Here is a 16960-nt window from a genome sequence, read left to right on the forward strand (position 1 = left end):
TGGTCAAAGCGGCTCAGTCTGGGCGACCGGCGGGTCGTCGGTGATCCACCAGCCGTGGCTGTATCGAACCACCGCCGAACTCCCGCCGGACGTCGGGATACCCCACGGTGATCATCACGCTGCGAGGCGTCCCCCGACGTTCGCCGTCCCGACCGTAGCGGTCCCGCGCCCGCGTCGCATCCTCCCTCCGAGAACTTTGATGACGACACAGCAACGCCGCGTGTGTCCGAATAGCAAGAAGGAAAGGTGATCTAATGACGTTCTGCGCCGTTACGTGTACGCACTGCTGATCGTTAGAGGTGTGTGGCCCGAGCCGGGCGGGTCACGACCACCAAGATCTGACAAGGCACCTGGGAGGTCGTACTCGATGGCGACGTCGGTGACGACGCCGTCGACCACACGGGAGAAGCCCGTGTTCGTTCCCGGCTACGGCTGGGTGCGGTGGTCGAAGGCCCTGTTGGACGCGCAGGCTCGCTACCTCTTGCTCCTCCACCAGCCAGACCAGCGTTGGACGCGCCTCCGGTTCGTGGGCGGCAGGAGAGCCTCCGACAAGACGCGCTGCCTGTACTGCGGGCAGGAGTGGACGTGCCCGGAGGCGGCCTGGGCGGCCGCGTGGGTGTCGCCGCTGGCGCGCGTGCGTGGACGGCCGGCGAGGAGGCGAGGGGGCCGGCACCGCGCACCCGGGTCCCCGCGGGTCGTCTGGACCGGCCGTCGGGGCGCGACACGTCGGGTGGCCGCGGCGGCCGCCAAGGTCGGCTGAGCTCGGCCGAGGTTCGACCGGCGGTCAAGCAAGGTTCGCCGGAAGAGGGACGTCCGGCAGGACGTCGACCGCCCAGCCACCCTCGACGTGCCGACGGGGCGTGACGGGAATCACGACATCCCACCGTCGTCGTCGCATGGCCGCGTCGTGAGGCCAGTCAGGCCCTAAGGTGGGCGTCCATGACCTGGCTCGTCACCGGAGGTGCTGGCTACATCGGCGCGCACGTCGTGCACGCCCTCCACGCCGCGGGGGAGCGGGTGGTGGCTCTCGACGATCTGTCGACCGGGGTGCCGGAGCGCCTCGCCGACCTCGAGGACGTTCCGCTCGTCACCGGCGCGGTGCAGGCGACCAGCCTGGTGGCGAAGGTGCTGCGCGAGTACGAGATCGAGGGCGTCGTCCACATCGCCGCCAAGAAGCAGCCCGCGGAGTCGATCGAGAAGCCCTTGTTCTACTACCGCGAGAACGTCGGCGGGCTGGAGTCGCTGCTCCGCGCCATGGACGAGACCGGTGTCGACCGCCTGGTCTTCTCTTCGAGCGCGGCCACCTACGGCAACCAAGACACCGACGTCCTGACCGAGGACGCCGTGTGTCGGCCAGAAAGCCCGTACGGCGAGACCAAACTGGTCGGGGAGTGGATGATCGCCGATGTCGCTCGCGCGACCGGCCTGCGCTACATCAGCCTGCGCTACTTCAACGCCGCGGGCGCGGCACGTCCGGAGCTGGCGGACACGGGCGTGTTCAACCTCATCCCGATGGTGTTCGAACGGCTCACCGCCGAGAAGCCGCCGTTGATCTTCGGCGACGACTACCCCACCCCCGACGGCACCACGATCCGGGACTACGTGCACGTCGCCGACATCGCCTCGGCCCATGTGGCGGCGGTCCGACACCTCGCCAGCGGGGTGGAGGCCCGTCATGTGCTCAACGTCGGCACCGGGCGTGGCACGTCCACCCGCCAGGTGGTCGAGACCATCCTCGAGGTGACCGGACGGCAGGACCTGACGCCCGAGGTGCTCGGACGACGTCCCGGAGATCCCGCGATCTCGATCGCGTCCGCGGAGCGCATCCGGCAGGTGCTCGGCTGGTCGGCAGCCCACGACCTGCGCGCCATCGTGACGTCGGCGTGGGAGGGTTGGCTCTACCACCACCCGGAGGCGCGGCGTGTCGCGACCACGCCCGGCGGCTAGCCGGTCGGGGTGAGGCGAAGCGACGACGGACGAAGGAGACTGGGGCGAGCACACCCACGCCGGAGGAGGAAGGGGGCGGGCCAGGATGACGAGCGCAGGCACCCTCGTATGGACACCCCCGGCGGATGTCCGCGAGCGCACGAGAATCGGCGACTATCTCCGCTTCCTCGAACGGGAGCGCGGTCTCCACTTCGACGACTACGCCAGCCTGTGGCGCTGGTCGGTCGATGACCTGGCCGGTTTCTGGTCGAGCATCTGGGACTTCTTCGACGTCGGTGCGGGAACAGCCGCCACGCCGCCCCGGACCGTCCTGGGGCGTGCCACGATGCCGGGCGCGGAATGGTTCCCCGGCGCCACCCTCAACTACGCCGAGCACATGCTCGCCCACGCTCCCACGCGCGGACCGGCTGTCGTGGCTCGGTCGCAGACCCGCGGGCCGCTGGAGCTGACCGCGGCCGAGCTACGGGACGCGGTGGCTCGCGCTCGTGCGGGACTGCTGCGGCTGGGCGTCCGCAAGGGTGACCGGGTCGCGGCGTACCTGCCGAACATCCCCGAAGCCCTCGTGCTCCTGCTCGCCAGCGCGAGCCTGGGCGCGGTGTTCTCGTCCTGCGCGCCGGAGTTCGGGACGCGGAGCGTGGTCGACCGGTGGAGCCAGATCGAGCCCACTGTGCTCGTCGCCGTCGACGGCTACCGGTACGGCGCGAAGGAGGTCGACCGCACCTCCGAGGTGGCGGCGATTCGAGCCGCCCTGCCGACGCTGCGCCACGTCGTCGTGGTGCCCTACCTGGCAGACGAGGTCGCTGCCGATGCCGGCGCCCTCACCTGGAGCGAGCTGCTCGCCGACGCCGGCGCGTTGGCGTTCGAGCCCGTGCCGTTCGACCATCCGCTCTACGTGCTGTACTCGTCGGGGACGACCGGCCTGCCCAAGCCGATCGTGCACGGCCACGGCGGCATCCTCCTCGAGCACGCCAAGACGCTCGCCCTCCACTTCGACCTCGGGCCAGGCGACCGCTTCTTCTGGTTCACCACGACCGGCTGGATGATGTGGAACGCGCTGGTCTCGGGGCTGCTCGTCGGGTCCGCGGTCGTTCTCGTCGACGGCGACCCCTCCTATCCCGACCTGGGTGCCCTGTGGCGGTTGGCCGAGGAATGCGGCATCACCTTCTTCGGGACGAGCGCGCCGTACCTGATGAGCTGCCGCAAGGCGGGTCTGGTTCCAGCCCGGATGGCGGACCTGTCCCACATTCGAGGGGTCGGCTCGACGGGATCTCCGTTGCCGCCGGAGGGCTTCACGTGGGTGTACGAGAACGTCAACCCGACCTTGCTCCTGCAGTCGTTCTCCGGCGGAACCGACGTGTGCACCGGCTTCCTCGGCGGCTCGCCGCTGGTGCCGGTGTACGCGGGGGAGATCTCGTGCGCGTGTCTGGGGGCGGCGGTGGCGGCGTACGACGCCTCGGGACGACCCGTGACCGACGAGCTGGGCGAGCTGGTCCTGGAGCGTCCGATGCCGTCCATGCCGGTCGGGTTCTGGGGCGACGAGGACGGCTCGCGGTACCGCGCGACCTACTTCGCGGACTTCCCCGGCGTCTGGCGGCACGGTGACTGGGTCAAGGTCACGCGGCGTGGAACCTACGTCATCACCGGCCGATCCGATGCCACGCTGAAGCGGGGCGGCGTCCGGATGGGCACCGCGGAGTTCTACTCGATCGTCGAAGGCTTTCCGGAGATCACCGACAGCCTCGTCGTCCACCTCGACACGGGCGACGGCGTCGACCAGCTGCTGCTGTTCGTCGTTCTGGCCGAGGGCGTCACGCTCGACGACGAGCTTCGGTCCCGGATCTCCGCCGAGCTCCGCATGCAGCTGTCGCCGCGGCACGTGCCCGACGAGATCGTCGCCGTCCCTGCTGTTCCACGCACGCTGTCGGGCAAGAAACTCGAAGTGCCCGTCAAGCGCATCCTGGAAGGCCGTCCGGTCGAGGAAGCGGCGAGCACGGGCGCGCTGCAGAACCCGGAGGCGCTGCGGTCCTTCGCCGCGTTCGCGACGTCGCGTCGCACCGCCGTCAGCTCTGGCCCGACCGCAGCCGGGTGAGCGTGACCTTCTCCTGCCGCACGCGGCGTTCGAGCGTCGCGGGGTCGAGGTTGCGGACCAAGACGACGGACGCCTGGCGGGCGAGCGGTGCCAGCAACGCGTCCAGGTAGCCGTCCGTCGCCGCGGGGTTGGCGTCGGTCAGCAGACGCTCGCCTGGTTGGAGGCCGAGCTCGTCGGCACGCCTGGTCGCGAGCTCGACGAGGGCGCCACCGGCGAGGACGTCGCCCTGGGGGGTGATGAGCGCCGGGGTCGCCTCGTCGGGTGGCTCGTAGGGGGTGAACACGTCGGCGTGGGACAGCACCTCCACGCCGTAGTCGAGGACACCCGGGGGAAGCGGCTCGGTGAACCCTCGGCCCAGCGGCGCGAGCGAGACGGCGACCGTGTCCCGCCCGCCGGCCCCCAGCGCCTCGGTGAGCCGCTCCGGTGCCGCGACGATCACCTCCGCGCCCGTCGGGTCGGCGAGGTCCACGACCAGCCCCGCCGTCCACGCCGCGAGAGTCCAGACCGCACCCAGCCAGTGGGTCGGGAGCAGGAGAGCGACCCGCTCGCGGGACTGCGTTCCCAACGTGTCCTGGAGGAGGTTCGCGGTCTTCGCCACCCAGTTGTCGAGCGTTGTGTACGACAGCTCCACGCGCTCGCCGGTGGCGTCGTCGTAGAAGGTGAGGAAGGGACGCGACGGGTCGCTGGCGGTCGCCAGCAGCTCGGCCGGTGTCCGTGGGCTCGCCACGTCGCACGAGCATAAGGCCGGCTTCGCCCCGCTGTGCGCGAGCGTGTCGCACCCGTCCGGCTTGCGCCTCGAGACGACGAGCCTCAGGACCACCGCGTCTGACGACAGCGCAACCCGTAGGCTCCGGTGACATGCGCTACGCCGTCATCGTCGCCGGGGGCGCCGGCACTCGACTGTGGCCACTGTCTCGCGCGGCCCACCCCAAGCAGCTGCTCAGTGTGGTCGGCGGACGGAGCCTGCTTCGGCTCGCCTTCGAGCGGCTGGTCGGCGTGGTACCACCCGAGCGGATCTTCGTGTGCGCTGGTTCGGTGCATCGGGACGCGATCCTCGAGCACCTGCCGGAGCTGCCGCACGACAACTTCCTCGGGGAGCCGCTCGCTCGGGACACCGCCAACGCGATCGGGTTGGGCTGCGCCCTGCTGGCGCGCCGCGACCCCGACGCCACGGTGGCGTTCGTCACCTCCGACCACGTGATCGAGCCGATCGACGAGTTCCACGACGCGCTTCGGACGGCGTTCGACGTGGTCGAGCGGGACCCGCAGGTCCTGGCGACGTTCGGGATTCCGCCATCGTCACCTCACACCGGCCTCGGCTACATCGAGCGGGCCGAGCCCTACCGTCCCGGCGAGCCGCTCGCCGGCGGCGAGGTGTTCGCGGTGTCGGCGTTCATCGAGAAGCCCGGACTCGAGGCGGCACGGGAGTACTACGCCTCGGGCCGGTACCTGTGGAACTCCGGCATGTTCGTGTGGCGGGCCGACACCCTGCTCCGGGAGCTGGAGACCTTCCTGCCCGCTTCCCACGCCGGGCTGACGCGGATCGCGAAGGCGTGGGACACCCCAGAGCGGGACGCCACGTTGCGGGAGGTCTACACCAGTCTCCCCAAGATCAGCATCGACTACGCGGTGATGGAGCCGGCGGCGCGCGGCGAAGGCGCGGCGCGGGTGGTCGTGGTCCCCATGGCGGTCGACTGGCTGGACGTCGGGTCGTGGCCAGCGCTGGCTCGCACCTTGGAGAACGACAGCTCCCAGAACGCCGCCAACACCGTCACGGTGCTGGTCGACTCCGAGGGCAACATCGTGGTGAGCGACGACCCCGAACACCTGGTCGCGACGGTGGGTCTGCGGGACACGATCATCGTCCACACCCGCGACGTCACGATGGTGTGCCCGAAGAACTCCGCGGAACGGGTCAAGGACCTCGTCGCGCGCGTCCACGACGCGCATGGCGGTCGCTACTCCTGAGTCTTCCTGGGTCTCGACCGGCCGCAGGCGGTCCGGTCGGCGCGGGCTCGGGTCCGTGCGGTGAGCCGGACGTGGGGCCGCCTCATTCCGTGTCGGCGCGGGCGGTGAGACTGGTCGGGTGCCTCCGTTCACCGTCGCCTCCCCCGCCACCGCCGGCTCCGGCCGTCCCGTCACCACCGCCCCGGGACGCCCTGCCGCCATCACCACCGTGAGGCGCACGATCACCACCGAGCACCCCCTCGATCCAGTGGTGACGCTGGCCTCACTCCAGCGTGGTGCCGGCGACCCGACCCACCGGGTCACGCCGGACGGCACGGTCTGGCGGGGAACGCGGACACCGGACGGGCCAGCCACGGTCCGGATCAGCGCCGACGCGGCGGCCGGTGCCGTCCACGCCGAGGCCTGGGGGCCGGGCGCGACGTGGGTCCTCGATCGCCTGCCAGCGCTCGTGGGCGCCGAGGACGACCCGAGCGGGTTCGAGCCAGGACTGCCGCTGCTCGTTCGGCTGGCGGCGCGGTTCGCGGGGTGGCGGGTCTGCCGGACCGGCCTGGTGATGGAGGCGCTCGTGCCTGCCGTCTTGGAACAGAAGGTCACCTCGCGAGAAGCCTGGCGGTCGTGGCGAGAGCTGGTGTGGCGGTTCGGGGAGCGGGCCCCCGGCCCCGTCCCGTTCTCCCTGTGGGTTCCGCCGGATCCCGCGGTTCTCGCGCGGCTGCCGTCGTGGGAATGGCACCGGGCCGGTGTGGGGCCCCAGCGGGCGCGGACGATCGTGCGGTGCTGTCAACGGGCGGCTGCGATCGAGCGGACGGTCGGCCTGCCGCCGCAGGAGGTCGAGCGTCGGCTGCGAAGCATCCCCGGAATCGGCCCGTGGACGGTGGCGGAGGTGCTCCAGCGGGCTCACGGATGCCCGGACGCGGTCTCGGTCGGCGACTACAACCTGCCCAAGGCGGTGGGCTGGGCGTTGGCTGGTCGGCCGTTCGACGACGCCGCGATGCTGGTGGCGCTGGAACGCTGGCGAGGTCACCGATATCGGGTGACCCGGCTCATCGAGCTGGCCGGCATCATGCCGCCGCGTCGGGCGCCCCGCGCTCCGGTGCGTGACTACCGCGCGATGTGACGACGACCGGCGGGCTCACGCCCGTGTCTCAGCCGCCGCCCCGATCGCGAGGAGACCGACTGGCTCGACGTCCCGGCTCGGCAGCAGGGTCATCAGCGCGGCGACGTCCAGGCGCTCAGCGGGGAACCAGCGGGTCGCCAGCCCTTCGACCGCGCAGGCGAGGACCAGACGCTCCCGCACACCACCCAGGTCGAGGAGCGCGGCGGGCGTGGGCGCGTTCGGGCGCAGGTACGGCACGACCAGGGCGGGTAGGGACGCCGGCAGGCTGAGCGCGTCCAGGAGTGGCTTGCGCGCGGGCACGTCGTGAACGCGCACGAGCCCCCACCACGGGGTCTCCGTCTCGGCGACCGCCTCGAACGCTCTCTGGAGGGCGACCGGGTCCACAGTGCCGTCCACGAGCTCGCGTGGCGCGGGCCGGAGAGCCTGGCGGGCCGCCTCGCGGGAGCCGAGCCGGAACAGGTCGTCCTCGGCGGACCGGACCAGCGCCTGGACACCAGGTCCGTCGTCGGAGGTGACGAGCGCCGCGAGACCGCGCACCACCGCGACCGGGACCTGCCCGAGCTTGCCCTTGACCAGGTCCGCCGCGGACGCCAGCTCGTCGGCGAGGGCGGGCGCCGTGACGACCAGCTCGTTGCCGTGCACGTCGCGTCGACCTCGGTAGTCGTCGAGCACGCGGACGCCGGCGGCCCCCACAGCAAGGTCGGTCTGCCCGAGCCGCCACGGCCGACCGAACGTGTCGGTGACGATCACCCCCACCGTGACGCCACGGCGTCGGGCGAGCCCCCGGCGCAGCGCTCGCGCGGAGGCGTCGGGGTCCACCGGCAGCAGCACGACGCTGCCCGTCGCGACGTTCGAGGTATCGACACCGGCGGCCGCCATGACGAAGCCGTGCCGGGTCTGGACGATCCGGGTCGTGCCGCGCTCGGCGACCACGCGAACCGTCTCGGCCTCGACCGCGGCCGCCCGGTCACCGGTCACGACGCGACCCTCGGCCTTGCTCACCACCTTGCTGGACACGACGACGATGTCGCCGTCGCGCAGGTCGGTGGCGTGCTCGGCGACGAGCGCGGCGAGGTCGTCCCCAGCCCGGACCTCCGGCATCCCGACCACGGGGGAGACGAGGACGGCGCTGGTGGGAGGCTCGGTGGTCATCGACGTACCGCCGCGGCGAGGTCGAGCGCGGCAGCGGCCATCGCCGCCGTCGCCTCGACGCTGGACATCAGGAGGGGGACCGCCCGGGCCGCGATGCCGGCGGCGGTCACCTGGGGGACGGCCGGCGCGTCGCGCTCGTCCACCAACCACCCGTCGAGCAGGCCACCGTCGCGTCGAGCCCCGAAGTGCAGCGCGACGCCGGCGGCGGAGGTGTCGACACCGATCGCGGGCAGCAGCTTGTCGGCCATCCCTCGGACTGGCGCGCCGCCGATGATCGGGGAGAGGCCCACGATCGGCGCGGACGCGGCGCGGAGTGCTGAGCGGATCCCCTGGACGGACAGGATCGGCCCCAGGCTCACCACCGGGTTCGACGGCGGGAACAGCAGGACGTCCGCGGAGGCGATGGCGTCGAGCACGCCAGGCGCCGGCGTGGCGTCCTCGATGCCGACGAAGGTGATGTCGACCACCGGCAGCTCGGCGTGGTGGCGCACCCAGTACTCCTGGAAGTGGAGGCGACGGTGACCGCCGGGCGCGGCGGGATCCTCCACGACCACGTGCGTCTCGACGGACTGGTCGGTCATCGGCAGCAGCCGAACGGGGAGGCGCCAGCGGGCGGTGAGGAGCGCCGTGACCTCCGTCAGCGACCGGCCCTGGGCGAGCAGCTCGGTGCGGACCAGGTGGGTGCCGATGTCCCGGTCCCCGAGGCCGAACCAGGAGGGGACGGCGTCGTAGGCCCGGATCTCCTCGAGGGCGTGCCAGGTCTCGTTGGCGCGTCCCCAGCCTCGGCCCTCGTCGTTGCCGCCGCCGAGGGTGTACATGACCGTGTCGAGATCGGGGCAGACCCGCAGACCGTAGAGCGTGAGATCGTCAGCGGTGTTGCCGATGACCGTGATGTCGGCATCGGGCGCGTGGGCGACGAGGCCGCGCAGGAATCGGGCTGCGCCGATGCCGCCGGCGAGAACGGTGATCCGCACGCCGACTAGTCTGCCTCCCCCATGCAACTCGCCGTCGGCCGACCAGCCTGTCAAGGGCTCACGGACGCACCGGACCCGACGAGGAGGGATCCGACGGGGGCCGGACTGCGTCGATGGGGGGCGAGAGCGACGATCGTCTGCCCGATATGGGAGGCTTCCGTCCCGACATCACCACCATGAGGGGGTAGCACCGTGGTTTCGGAGAAGACCAAGCCCCATCGCGAGCTGCTCGCGTGGGTGCTGGTGGGGGCCAGTGTTGTCTTAGGTGGGGTGGCCGTCTCGCGACTGTTCCTCGATGGCGACTTCACCGACAAGGCGTACGTCTTCCAGGACTGGTTCGCCTCACCCGTCCTCGTGGGCATGCTCGTGGTGGCCGTCGTCGTCGTCACCCACCTCGGCGAGCCGACGCCGAACGGACGCGTCCTCACGCTCGTCGCTCTCGTCGTCCTGGCCCTCCTCGGCGTCTTGGCGCTCGTGACGGCGGGTGTCGCGCTTGGCGCCGACGTCGCCGACATCTCCAACAGCAATGGTCTCGCGGTGTTCCACCGTGGCGCGGGCAAGTGGGCGGCGTTCGTCCAGCAGCTCGGCTACCTCGCCGTCCTCGGCGGTGCTGGATTCTTCATCGTGACGACGTACCGAGCGCTTCCCGCGCCGACGCCGCAGACGCCGGCGATGCCGCAGGGCGGCCCGGCCGGTCAGTTCGGCTCCTTCGGCCAGTTCGGCGGGTTCGGCGCCGCTGCCCCCGACCAGGGCCGGCAGCCCAGCCCGACCGACTACGCCGCGAGACAGCAGCAGGGGTACCCACAGCCCGACTACGCCCAGCAGGGGTACGCGCAGGGTTACGCCGCGGGCACGCCGGGCCAGGAGTCGTACGGCGCCGGCCAGGGGTACGGCCAGCCGGCCCAGGGTCAGCACGCCGGGTACCAGCAGCCCTACCCCGGTCAGGACTACGGCCAGCAGGCCGGCTACCAGCAGCAGCCGTACCCGGGTCAGGAGTACGGTCAGCCTGACTACGGCCAGCACCAGCAGTACAACCCGTACGCCGGCTACGACCAGACCCAGCAGGTCTACAGCCCGGACCAGAACCAGCAGCCGTACGGCCAGGAGCCGACCCAGAGCTTCGGCCAGTACGCCTACGGCGGCGCGAGCTTCTCCTCGCCGAACCAGCCGTACGGGCAGCCGGCGGGGCAGCAGTACGCCGGTGGGCAGGACTTCGGGACCTACGGACAGGCGTACGGCCAGCCGCAGCAAACGGACTCCGACCAGACGCAGTTCCTGCGCTCGGACGCCGTGCCCGGTCAAGGTGAGGGCGACCGTGCGGGCGACGACAACGCCCTCGGGCGGGAGCTCTCGGCCTCGGAGCCGCACGGCGACTCGACCCGTTCCGCTGACAGCGAGTCGTCAACGGGGGACCGTGGTAGCGGGGACACCAACCAGAGTTGGTGGTCTCAGCCTCCGCGCTGATCTGTCAAGGTCGCGTTGCCGCCGCTCGGTGGCCGTCGACCTGGATGTGGATCAGCGAGGGTAGCGGCGCTGGCTTCGCGGGCGTTCGCGTCGAGGAGACGCGGACGCCCGCGCGTCGTATTGGAACCTCCTGGCAGCCTTCGACGTTTCGCAGTGTGGTCGGATCCGGACGGATCGCCTATAGCAGACCCCGAGTTGACGAAGGAGGATTCCACACATGTAATTTCGTTGGTGTCATTCACCCCGATCCGGGTAACACCCCGTCGATGAGACATCAGGAACTCTCGGGGGCGCGACGGGGGACGGCGACGCCGACCCACGGGGTGGCCGACCGAGCGGTGAAGTTAACGGGGATTCACTCCACGCGTACGTGGATCGAGGAGGCGAGGACCGTGGCAGAACCCATCCTGCTGCACGGCGGCGCCAAGGAAGAGCTCAGGTGGCAGGAACGCGCTCTGTGCGCGCAGACCGATCCAGAGGCGTTCTTTCCGGAGAAGGGTGGCTCCACTCGGGAAGCCAAGAAGGTCTGCATGGTCTGCGAGGTCCGGGCCGAGTGCCTGTCCTATGCGCTGGAGCATGACGAGCGCTTCGGCATCTGGGGTGGGCTCTCAGAGCGGGAGCGCCGCCGGCTGAAGAAGCGCGCGGTCTAGGGGATCACGCGGGGGTCTCCTAGACCAGCGACCGGGCCGGTACCGAGGCCACGTCGGCGGGTCTGTCGTCGTCGCCCACCGCGGTTCGTCAGGCGCTGTCCTGTGGGCTTGGCGCGCCGCGGCGGGTGACGCCGCTGGTCGCCCACGCTGGTTGCCAAGAGTCCTGGTCTCCTCGCGCCGCGTGCGCGGACGATCGTGCACGTCCCTTCCGGCGGGCCGACGCCGTGGGGTCGCACGTGAGGCTCCACCCGGTCGGGCCCCATCCGCTCAGGTCGGTCGAAAGCGTCGCGTAGTGTGTGGCTTCACACCACATCACCCACTGCGTGAGGTCCTCGTCAGGCATGAGCGCGCACCCCGGACCCCAGGCGCTGGCGCCTTCGGTCGTCACCGCGGTCGTCGTCGCCCATGACGGCGCTCCGTGGATCGGTGAGCTCATCTCCGGTCTACGAGCCCAGCGGCGAGCGCCGAACCGGCTGATCGTCGTCGACACGGGAAGCCGCGACGAGTCCCGTGCCCTGCTGGCCGGCGGGCTACCTGGAGCCCACATCCTCGACGCTCCGGCGGTCACCGGCTTCGGGGCGGCGGTCGCGAGGGCGGTTCAGACGCTGCCGCCGGGTCAGCCTGGTGAGTGGCTGTGGTTGTTGCACGACGACTGCGCGCCCGATCCGGAGGCGCTCGCGAGCCTGCTCCGGCTCGCCGAGGCAGGGCCAGACGTCGCCGTGGTGGGCCCCAAGCTGCGCGACTGGCCTCGCGGTCGCCGGCTGCTCGAGTTCGGGGTCACCATCGCCGGCAGCGGCAACCGGGAGACCGGGCTGGAGTTCGGCGAGTTCGACCAGGGCCAGCACGACGCCGTCCGTGATGTTCTCGCGGTGAGCACGGCCGGGATGCTCGTGCGCCGTGACGTCTTCGAGCGTCTCGGTGGCTTCGACCAACGCTTCGGCCTGTTCCGCGACGACGTCGACTTCGGCTGGCGGGTGGTTCGAGCCGGCTACCGTGTTCTCACCTGTCCGGAAGCCGTCGTCTTCCACGCCGAGGCCGGCCTGCGCGGTTACCGCGAGCTCCACGCGGTCAACGGTCGTCCCCGCCGGATCGATCGCCGCAACGCGCTCTTCACCCTCCTCGTCAACTCCCCGGCGTGGAAGGTGCCGTTCCTGCTCGTCCGCGCGGTGTTGGGCTCGCTTCTGCGCGTCCTGGCGCTCCTCGTCGCCAAGTGGCCCGACGCGGCCTACGACGAGTTCCGGGCGTTGCTCGGCGTGCTGGCCCGCCCGGACCGCATCGTCGTGGGACGGCTCCGGCGCGCCAGGTATCGCAGGGTGCCGCACCGTGTCGTCCGCCGCCTCCTGCCCCCACCGTGGATCGGCATCCAGCACACCGTGGACGCGCTCGCCGCGGTGCTGTCGACCCGAAGCGGCGAGCACGCGGGGCCGTCCCGGCGAGCGCGTCGACCAGTGGAGACCGGCCCTGTGTCGGAGGAGGTCGAGGAGCTCACCACCGAGGGCTTGGGCATCTGGCGCTGGCTGGCGACGCGGCCTCCCATCGTCGCCCTCCTCGCTCTCACCCTCCTGACGCTGGTCGCGAGCCGACACCTGCTCGGCGGCGGCTCCTTGGCGGGCGGCGCGTTGCTGCCGGCGCCCGACAGCGTCCTCGACCTCTGGCGTCGCTACGTCGAAGGGTGGCACCCGGTCGACCTGGGCAGCGACCGCCCGGCACCGCCGTACCTCGCGGTCGTCGCGGCACTGGGCACCCTGCTCGTCGGCAAGGCCTGGTTGGCGGTCGACCTCCTGGTGCTCGGCGCCGTGCCGCTCTCCGGGCTCACCAGTTACCTCCTCATGCGGACCCTCGCGAGGTCCCGAGCCCTTCGGATCTGGGCCACGGTGACGTACGCGCTCCTGCCCGCCGTCCTCGGCGCGGTCGCCTCGGGACGGCTCGGCACGTGCGTGGCGCTCATCGTGCTTCCCTTGCTCGTCCTCGCCGCGGCTCGGATGGTCGGGGCGGGTCGACCTGGCCCTGGATCGTGGAGCGCGGCGTGGACGTCTGGTCTGCTGCTCGCTGTGCTCACGGCGTTCGTGCCGATCGGGTACGTCGGCGCGCTGGTCGTCGCCGCGGCGTCCCGCGTCGTCCCCCCACTGCGACGACCAGGGACGGGAGCCAGGGTGGCGGTCGCGTTGATCGTCCCGCCGGTGCTGCTCCTGCCGTGGCTCCCGGTCGTCGTCGCCAACCCGAGCCTGCTCCTCGGTGAGGTCGGGCTGGCGACGCCCGCCGTGGTCGAGCCCAGCCACCTCCTGGCACGCCTGCTGGTGGCGAGCCCGGGAGACCCCACAGCCGCCCCCGCGTGGATCTTCGGTCCGCTCGTCGTGGTGGCCGTGGCCGCACTTCTTCGTCGGGAGCCGGGACGAGGCGTGCTCGTCGGCTGGACCGTGAGCCTGACCGGGTTGGCGCTCGGGCTCGCCCAGACTCGGCTGACCGTCGCCACCGACTGGATGTCGACGCCGACGTCCGCGTGGCCGGGCTTCGCCTGCGCCGTCGTGTGCGCTGGCTGGATCATCGCTATCGTCTGCGGCGCCGACGGCGCGGTCCGCGACTTCAGCGAGCGCAGCCTCTCCTGGCGGCAACCCGCCGCGGTCCTGCTCGCGTGTATCGCGGTGCTCTCGCCCCTCGTGGCCACTGGGTGGTGGGTGATCCGCGGCGCGGGTGAGCCGCTTGCTCGCGACGCCGGCAGCGCCGTTCCCGCCTACATCCGCGACGCACAGCGGTCAGGCGCTCGGCCACGTGCTCTGGTGATCGAGGGCGAGAGCGGCCGGGTGCGCTACACCGTCCTCCGCGGCGCCGGGACCCGACTGGGCGACGCCGAGACAGGTGCCGCGGCCGCGACGCTGGCCAGCCTCGACGCGACGGTGGGAGACCTGCTCAGCGACGTGCCGGACGAGAGCACCGCCGCCCGACTGGCGACGTACGGGATCGGCTACGTCTACCTTCCGTCCCCCGCCGACCCGAGGTCGGTGGAGCGGATCGACACCACCCCTGGGCTCACCCGCACCAGCGCGCCGGAAGGCTCGGCAGCCTGGCGGGTGGACCTGCCGGTGGGCCAGCTTCGCGTCCTGCCGCCCGGGAGCTCCGACGAGACGGCGGTCGAGAGCGCCGAGGTGCTCGAGGTCGACGCCGGCGGGGCGGCGGTCACCGTGCCGAGCGGCCCGCCGGGTCGTCTCCTGCTGCTCGCGGAGACCCACAGTGACCGGTGGCGGGCCACCATCGACGGACAGCCGTTGCCGAGCCGTACGTTCGCCGGCTGGGCGCAGGCCTTCGAGCTGCCCACCACGGGTGGCCGGCTGGTCCTGTCGTACGCGCCCGGCATGCACGGGAAGCTTCTCGGCGTGCAGGCCGTCCTCTTCGTCGTCATCCTCGTCCTTGCCTTGCCGACGCGTCCGCGCCGGGACGGCGACGGTCCCGGCGCGGCCCAACGCCCGGCGGGAGGACGGCACGGTGCCGCAGCCCCGCGGCCACCGGGGCGTCGGGCCGCCGGGGCGGGCGCCCCAGCGAGCGGCGCCTCTCGTCAGCCCGTTCGCGGCCCACGTGACGGGGCCCCACGGGAGGGGGCACGGTCATGAAAACGGTCATGAAAGGTGTCGCCCTCCGTTTCGGTGCCGTCGCCGCCGTCGCCGGCGTTCTCGTTGGCGTCGCGAGTGTCGTGCCGCCCCGGGTTCCCGAGGCCGGCCGCCCTCCCTCCAGAGTGGCGCTGGAGCGGGCGACGCTGGTGTGCCCGGAACCCTCCTTCGTTCGCGGCGTCAGCAGTACCGACGTGGCGGCCATCTCCGCGCTCACCGAGGCCGACATCCCGGGCCGGCGGTCAGGTCGTCGATTGGAGCCCGCCCTCGACATCGCGCCCCTCGGCCAGACGAAGGCCGTCGCCTCGGGTACGCGGCGCCACGAGGTCGTGTCCTATTCGGTCCGTACGTCCGAGGTGCCTCCCCTCCTGGTTGCGGCACGTGGTGATCTCGCGCCCGGGGTCACCGCCGGTCAGCTCACCCGCACCGACGAGGGTCCGCTTCGAGGCCTCGCCGAGGCGCTGTGTGTGGCTCCCGCCTCGGAGTTCTGGTTCGTCGGCGCCGGGAGCGAGGTGGGGCGCCACGGCCGGGTCTATCTGACGAACGCCGACGAGGGTACGGCCCACGTCGACCTGTTGCTCTTCGACGAGAAGGGGCCGGTCGCGGCCGAGACGGGCCGTGGCTTGGCGATCAAGGGCGGCTCGCAGATGGTCGTCGAGCTCGACCGGTTGGCGCCCACCAGCAAGCGCCTCGCGGTCGCGGTCCGCACGCGACAGGGTCGGGTGACGGCCGCGCTACGGGATGACGCGGTGCAGGGCGAGACGCCCCAAGGGGTCGACTGGATCCCCGCCGCGGTGCCGCCGGCGAGGGACGTGGTCGTGCCCGGCATCGCACCGGGCTCCGGTGAGCGGGTCCTCAGCATCGTGGCTCCGGGCGACTCCACCGCTACGGTCGAGGTGTCGATCCTGTCTCCCCAGGGCAGCTTCCGTCCGGCTGGCCTGGAGCGGGTCGAGGTCAAGCCAGGGGCGGTCACGCAGATCCGCCTCGACGAGGTCACCCAGAAGAGCGCTGCCGCTGTGCGACTGACCTCCGATGTGCCGGTAACCGCCAGCGTCCGAAGCGTCGTCGGCGCCACCGACGGTCCCCGAGACGTCGTCCACACCGCCGCGACGCGCGCGGTCGCCGGGACCGCGGTCGTGCCGCTCACCTTGGGCGGTGCCCGGCGGAGCGCCACCCTGCTGTTGTCGACGACGTCCCAGCGATCGGCCAGCGCCACGATCACCCTGCACGCGCTGGACGGACGGCCTCTGGACAAGACCGAGACAACCGTGCGGCCCGGCAGCACGGCGGCGGTGAAGCTGACGGCGCCGGCGCGCGAGAAGCACTACGTCATCACGGTGCGGTCCGACAGCGGAGGGCCGCTGTATGGCGCCCGCCTGCTGGTCGAGAACGCCCCCGACGGCCCGCTTGCCTCAGCGTGGCCGTTGTTCTCGGGAGCGACGACGGCGGTTCGGCCCGTCGCTCGGCCGGATCCCACCGCCGGGATCGGGTCCGAGGAGCCACGGGACGCGATCTTCGGCTGACCCGCCTCGCCACCTCGGCCAGGCGGGTCAGCCTGGTGCCCAGGCGGTGGGGTAGGGGCCGCTGTCACTCACCGTAGGTCGGGTCGATCTCCTCCGGCGTTCGTCCGAGCAGCTCCGCGACCTGCTCGACCACGACGTCGTGGACGAGAGCGGACAACTCGCCCGCATTGGTCGCGCGTAGCTCGATGGGTCGACGGTAGATCACGATGCGGGGTGGCTCGCCGTGGCGCGCGTCGATCACGGTGCCGAGCGGCACCTCGTCGTCGGGGTAGGCCAGACGCGGGTCCGGCACCTCCTCGACCGCGAACTCCACGCGGTCGAGCTCCGTGGCGAACCGGCGCTCGAGCTGGTCGACGGCGTCCAGCACGAGCTCGTCGAAGCGCTCGGCGCGGCTGCGCGCCACGGGGACCCCGCGCGGCGCCAACGGTCCACGGACGGCGAGCGGACCCCGCATGCCCCGGCCGTGACGGTCACGGC

13 protein-coding genes are annotated in these 16960 nt (G+C 72.0%); 9 read left to right on the forward strand and 4 right to left on the reverse strand.

The window, feature by feature from the left end; genetic code table 11:
* The first annotated feature begins 367 nt into the window (after positions 1-367).
* The 3 genes from DFJ64_RS14610 to DFJ64_RS14620 all read left to right on the forward strand — a co-directional run bounded on the left by DFJ64_RS14610 (position 368) and on the right by DFJ64_RS14620 (position 4036).
* A complete protein-coding gene (locus DFJ64_RS14610) occupies positions 368-760 on the forward strand; it encodes a hypothetical protein (RefSeq protein WP_115850958.1) in 393 nt (130 codons plus the stop codon).
* Between the two features lie 179 nt (positions 761-939).
* On the forward strand, positions 940-1947 hold the full coding sequence (gene galE, locus DFJ64_RS14615; protein ID WP_115850959.1) for a UDP-glucose 4-epimerase GalE: 1008 nt from the start codon (positions 940-942) through the stop codon (positions 1945-1947).
* Between the two features lie 85 nt (positions 1948-2032).
* A complete protein-coding gene (locus DFJ64_RS14620) occupies positions 2033-4036 on the forward strand; it encodes an acetoacetate--CoA ligase (RefSeq protein ID WP_115850960.1) in 2004 nt (667 codons plus the stop codon).
* Here DFJ64_RS14620 and DFJ64_RS14625 read toward each other — a convergent pair.
* Positions 4008-4763 carry a TIGR03089 family protein gene (locus tag DFJ64_RS14625; RefSeq protein ID WP_115852110.1) on the reverse strand — a complete coding sequence of 252 codons (756 nt, stop codon included), beginning with the start codon at positions 4761-4763 and terminating at the stop codon, positions 4008-4010. The two genes, DFJ64_RS14620 and DFJ64_RS14625, sit on opposite strands and share 29 nt — an antisense overlap.
* Before the next feature lie 131 nt (positions 4764-4894).
* Here DFJ64_RS14625 and DFJ64_RS14630 point away from each other — a divergent pair, with 131 nt between their 5' ends.
* Positions 4895-6004: a mannose-1-phosphate guanylyltransferase gene (locus DFJ64_RS14630; protein WP_115850961.1), complete on the forward strand. Its 1110-nt coding sequence runs from the start codon at positions 4895-4897 to the stop codon at positions 6002-6004.
* A gap of 118 nt (positions 6005-6122) precedes the next feature.
* On the forward strand, positions 6123-7118 hold the full coding sequence (locus tag DFJ64_RS14635) for a DNA-3-methyladenine glycosylase family protein (RefSeq protein WP_245941140.1): 996 nt from the start codon (positions 6123-6125) through the stop codon (positions 7116-7118).
* 15 nt (positions 7119-7133) lie between these two features.
* On the opposite strand, the gene DFJ64_RS14640 is transcribed toward DFJ64_RS14635, so the two are convergent.
* On the reverse strand, positions 7134-8270 hold the full coding sequence (locus DFJ64_RS14640) for a coenzyme F420-0:L-glutamate ligase (protein WP_115850962.1): 1137 nt from the start codon (positions 8268-8270) through the stop codon (positions 7134-7136).
* Positions 8267-9244, reverse strand: a complete 978-nt coding sequence (gene cofD, locus DFJ64_RS14645; protein WP_115850963.1) for a 2-phospho-L-lactate transferase — start codon at positions 9242-9244, stop codon at positions 8267-8269. The genes DFJ64_RS14640 and cofD overlap by 4 nt, the downstream gene beginning before the upstream one ends.
* Before the next feature lie 192 nt (positions 9245-9436).
* Between cofD and DFJ64_RS14650 the strand changes: the two genes are divergently transcribed.
* The 4 genes from DFJ64_RS14650 (at position 9437) to DFJ64_RS14665 (ending at position 16483) form a co-directional block, all read left to right on the forward strand.
* Positions 9437-10708 carry a hypothetical protein gene (locus DFJ64_RS14650; protein ID WP_147304716.1) on the forward strand — a complete coding sequence of 424 codons (1272 nt, stop codon included), beginning with the start codon at positions 9437-9439 and terminating at the stop codon, positions 10706-10708.
* 392 nt (positions 10709-11100) lie between these two features.
* Entirely contained in the window at positions 11101-11358 is a 258-nt protein-coding gene (locus DFJ64_RS14655; protein WP_115850965.1) for a WhiB family transcriptional regulator, read from the forward strand.
* 341 nt (positions 11359-11699) lie between these two features.
* Positions 11700-14963, forward strand: a complete 3264-nt coding sequence (locus DFJ64_RS14660; protein WP_115850966.1) for a glycosyltransferase family 2 protein — start codon at positions 11700-11702, stop codon at positions 14961-14963.
* Positions 14960-16483, forward strand: coding sequence for a DUF5719 family protein (locus DFJ64_RS14665; RefSeq protein WP_147304717.1), 1524 nt, complete (start codon positions 14960-14962; stop codon positions 16481-16483). The genes DFJ64_RS14660 and DFJ64_RS14665 overlap by 4 nt, the downstream gene beginning before the upstream one ends.
* Before the next feature lie 64 nt (positions 16484-16547).
* On the opposite strand, the gene DFJ64_RS14670 is transcribed toward DFJ64_RS14665, so the two are convergent.
* Complete coding sequence (locus tag DFJ64_RS14670; protein WP_115852112.1) at positions 16548-16937, reverse strand: metallopeptidase family protein; 390 nt, start codon at positions 16935-16937, stop codon at positions 16548-16550.
* Positions 16938-16960: the final 23 nt, after the last annotated feature.

Origin of the sequence: Thermasporomyces composti, from assembly GCF_003386795.1 — a bacterium.
GTDB lineage: Bacteria > Actinomycetota > Actinomycetes > Propionibacteriales > Actinopolymorphaceae > Thermasporomyces > Thermasporomyces composti.

Bases quoted from the DNA above. Each gene is read 5' to 3' on its own strand.
- DFJ64_RS14610 (WP_115850958.1), top strand. From the start codon at position 368: ATGGCGACGTCGGTGACGACGCCGTCGACCACACGGGAGAAGCCCGTG.
- galE (WP_115850959.1), top strand. From the start codon at position 940: ATGACCTGGCTCGTCACCGGAGGTGCTGGCTACATCGGCGCGCACGTC.
- DFJ64_RS14620 (WP_115850960.1), top strand. From the start codon at position 2,033: ATGACGAGCGCAGGCACCCTCGTATGGACACCCCCGGCGGATGTCCGC.
- DFJ64_RS14630 (WP_115850961.1), top strand. From the start codon at position 4,895: ATGCGCTACGCCGTCATCGTCGCCGGGGGCGCCGGCACTCGACTGTGG.
- DFJ64_RS14640 (WP_115850962.1), bottom strand. From the start codon at position 8,270: ATGACCACCGAGCCTCCCACCAGCGCCGTCCTCGTCTCCCCCGTGGTC.
- DFJ64_RS14660 (WP_115850966.1), top strand. From the start codon at position 11,700: ATGAGCGCGCACCCCGGACCCCAGGCGCTGGCGCCTTCGGTCGTCACC.
- DFJ64_RS14665 (WP_147304717.1), top strand. From the start codon at position 14,960: ATGAAAACGGTCATGAAAGGTGTCGCCCTCCGTTTCGGTGCCGTCGCC.
- DFJ64_RS14670 (WP_115852112.1), bottom strand. From the start codon at position 16,937: ATGCGGGGTCCGCTCGCCGTCCGTGGACCGTTGGCGCCGCGCGGGGTC.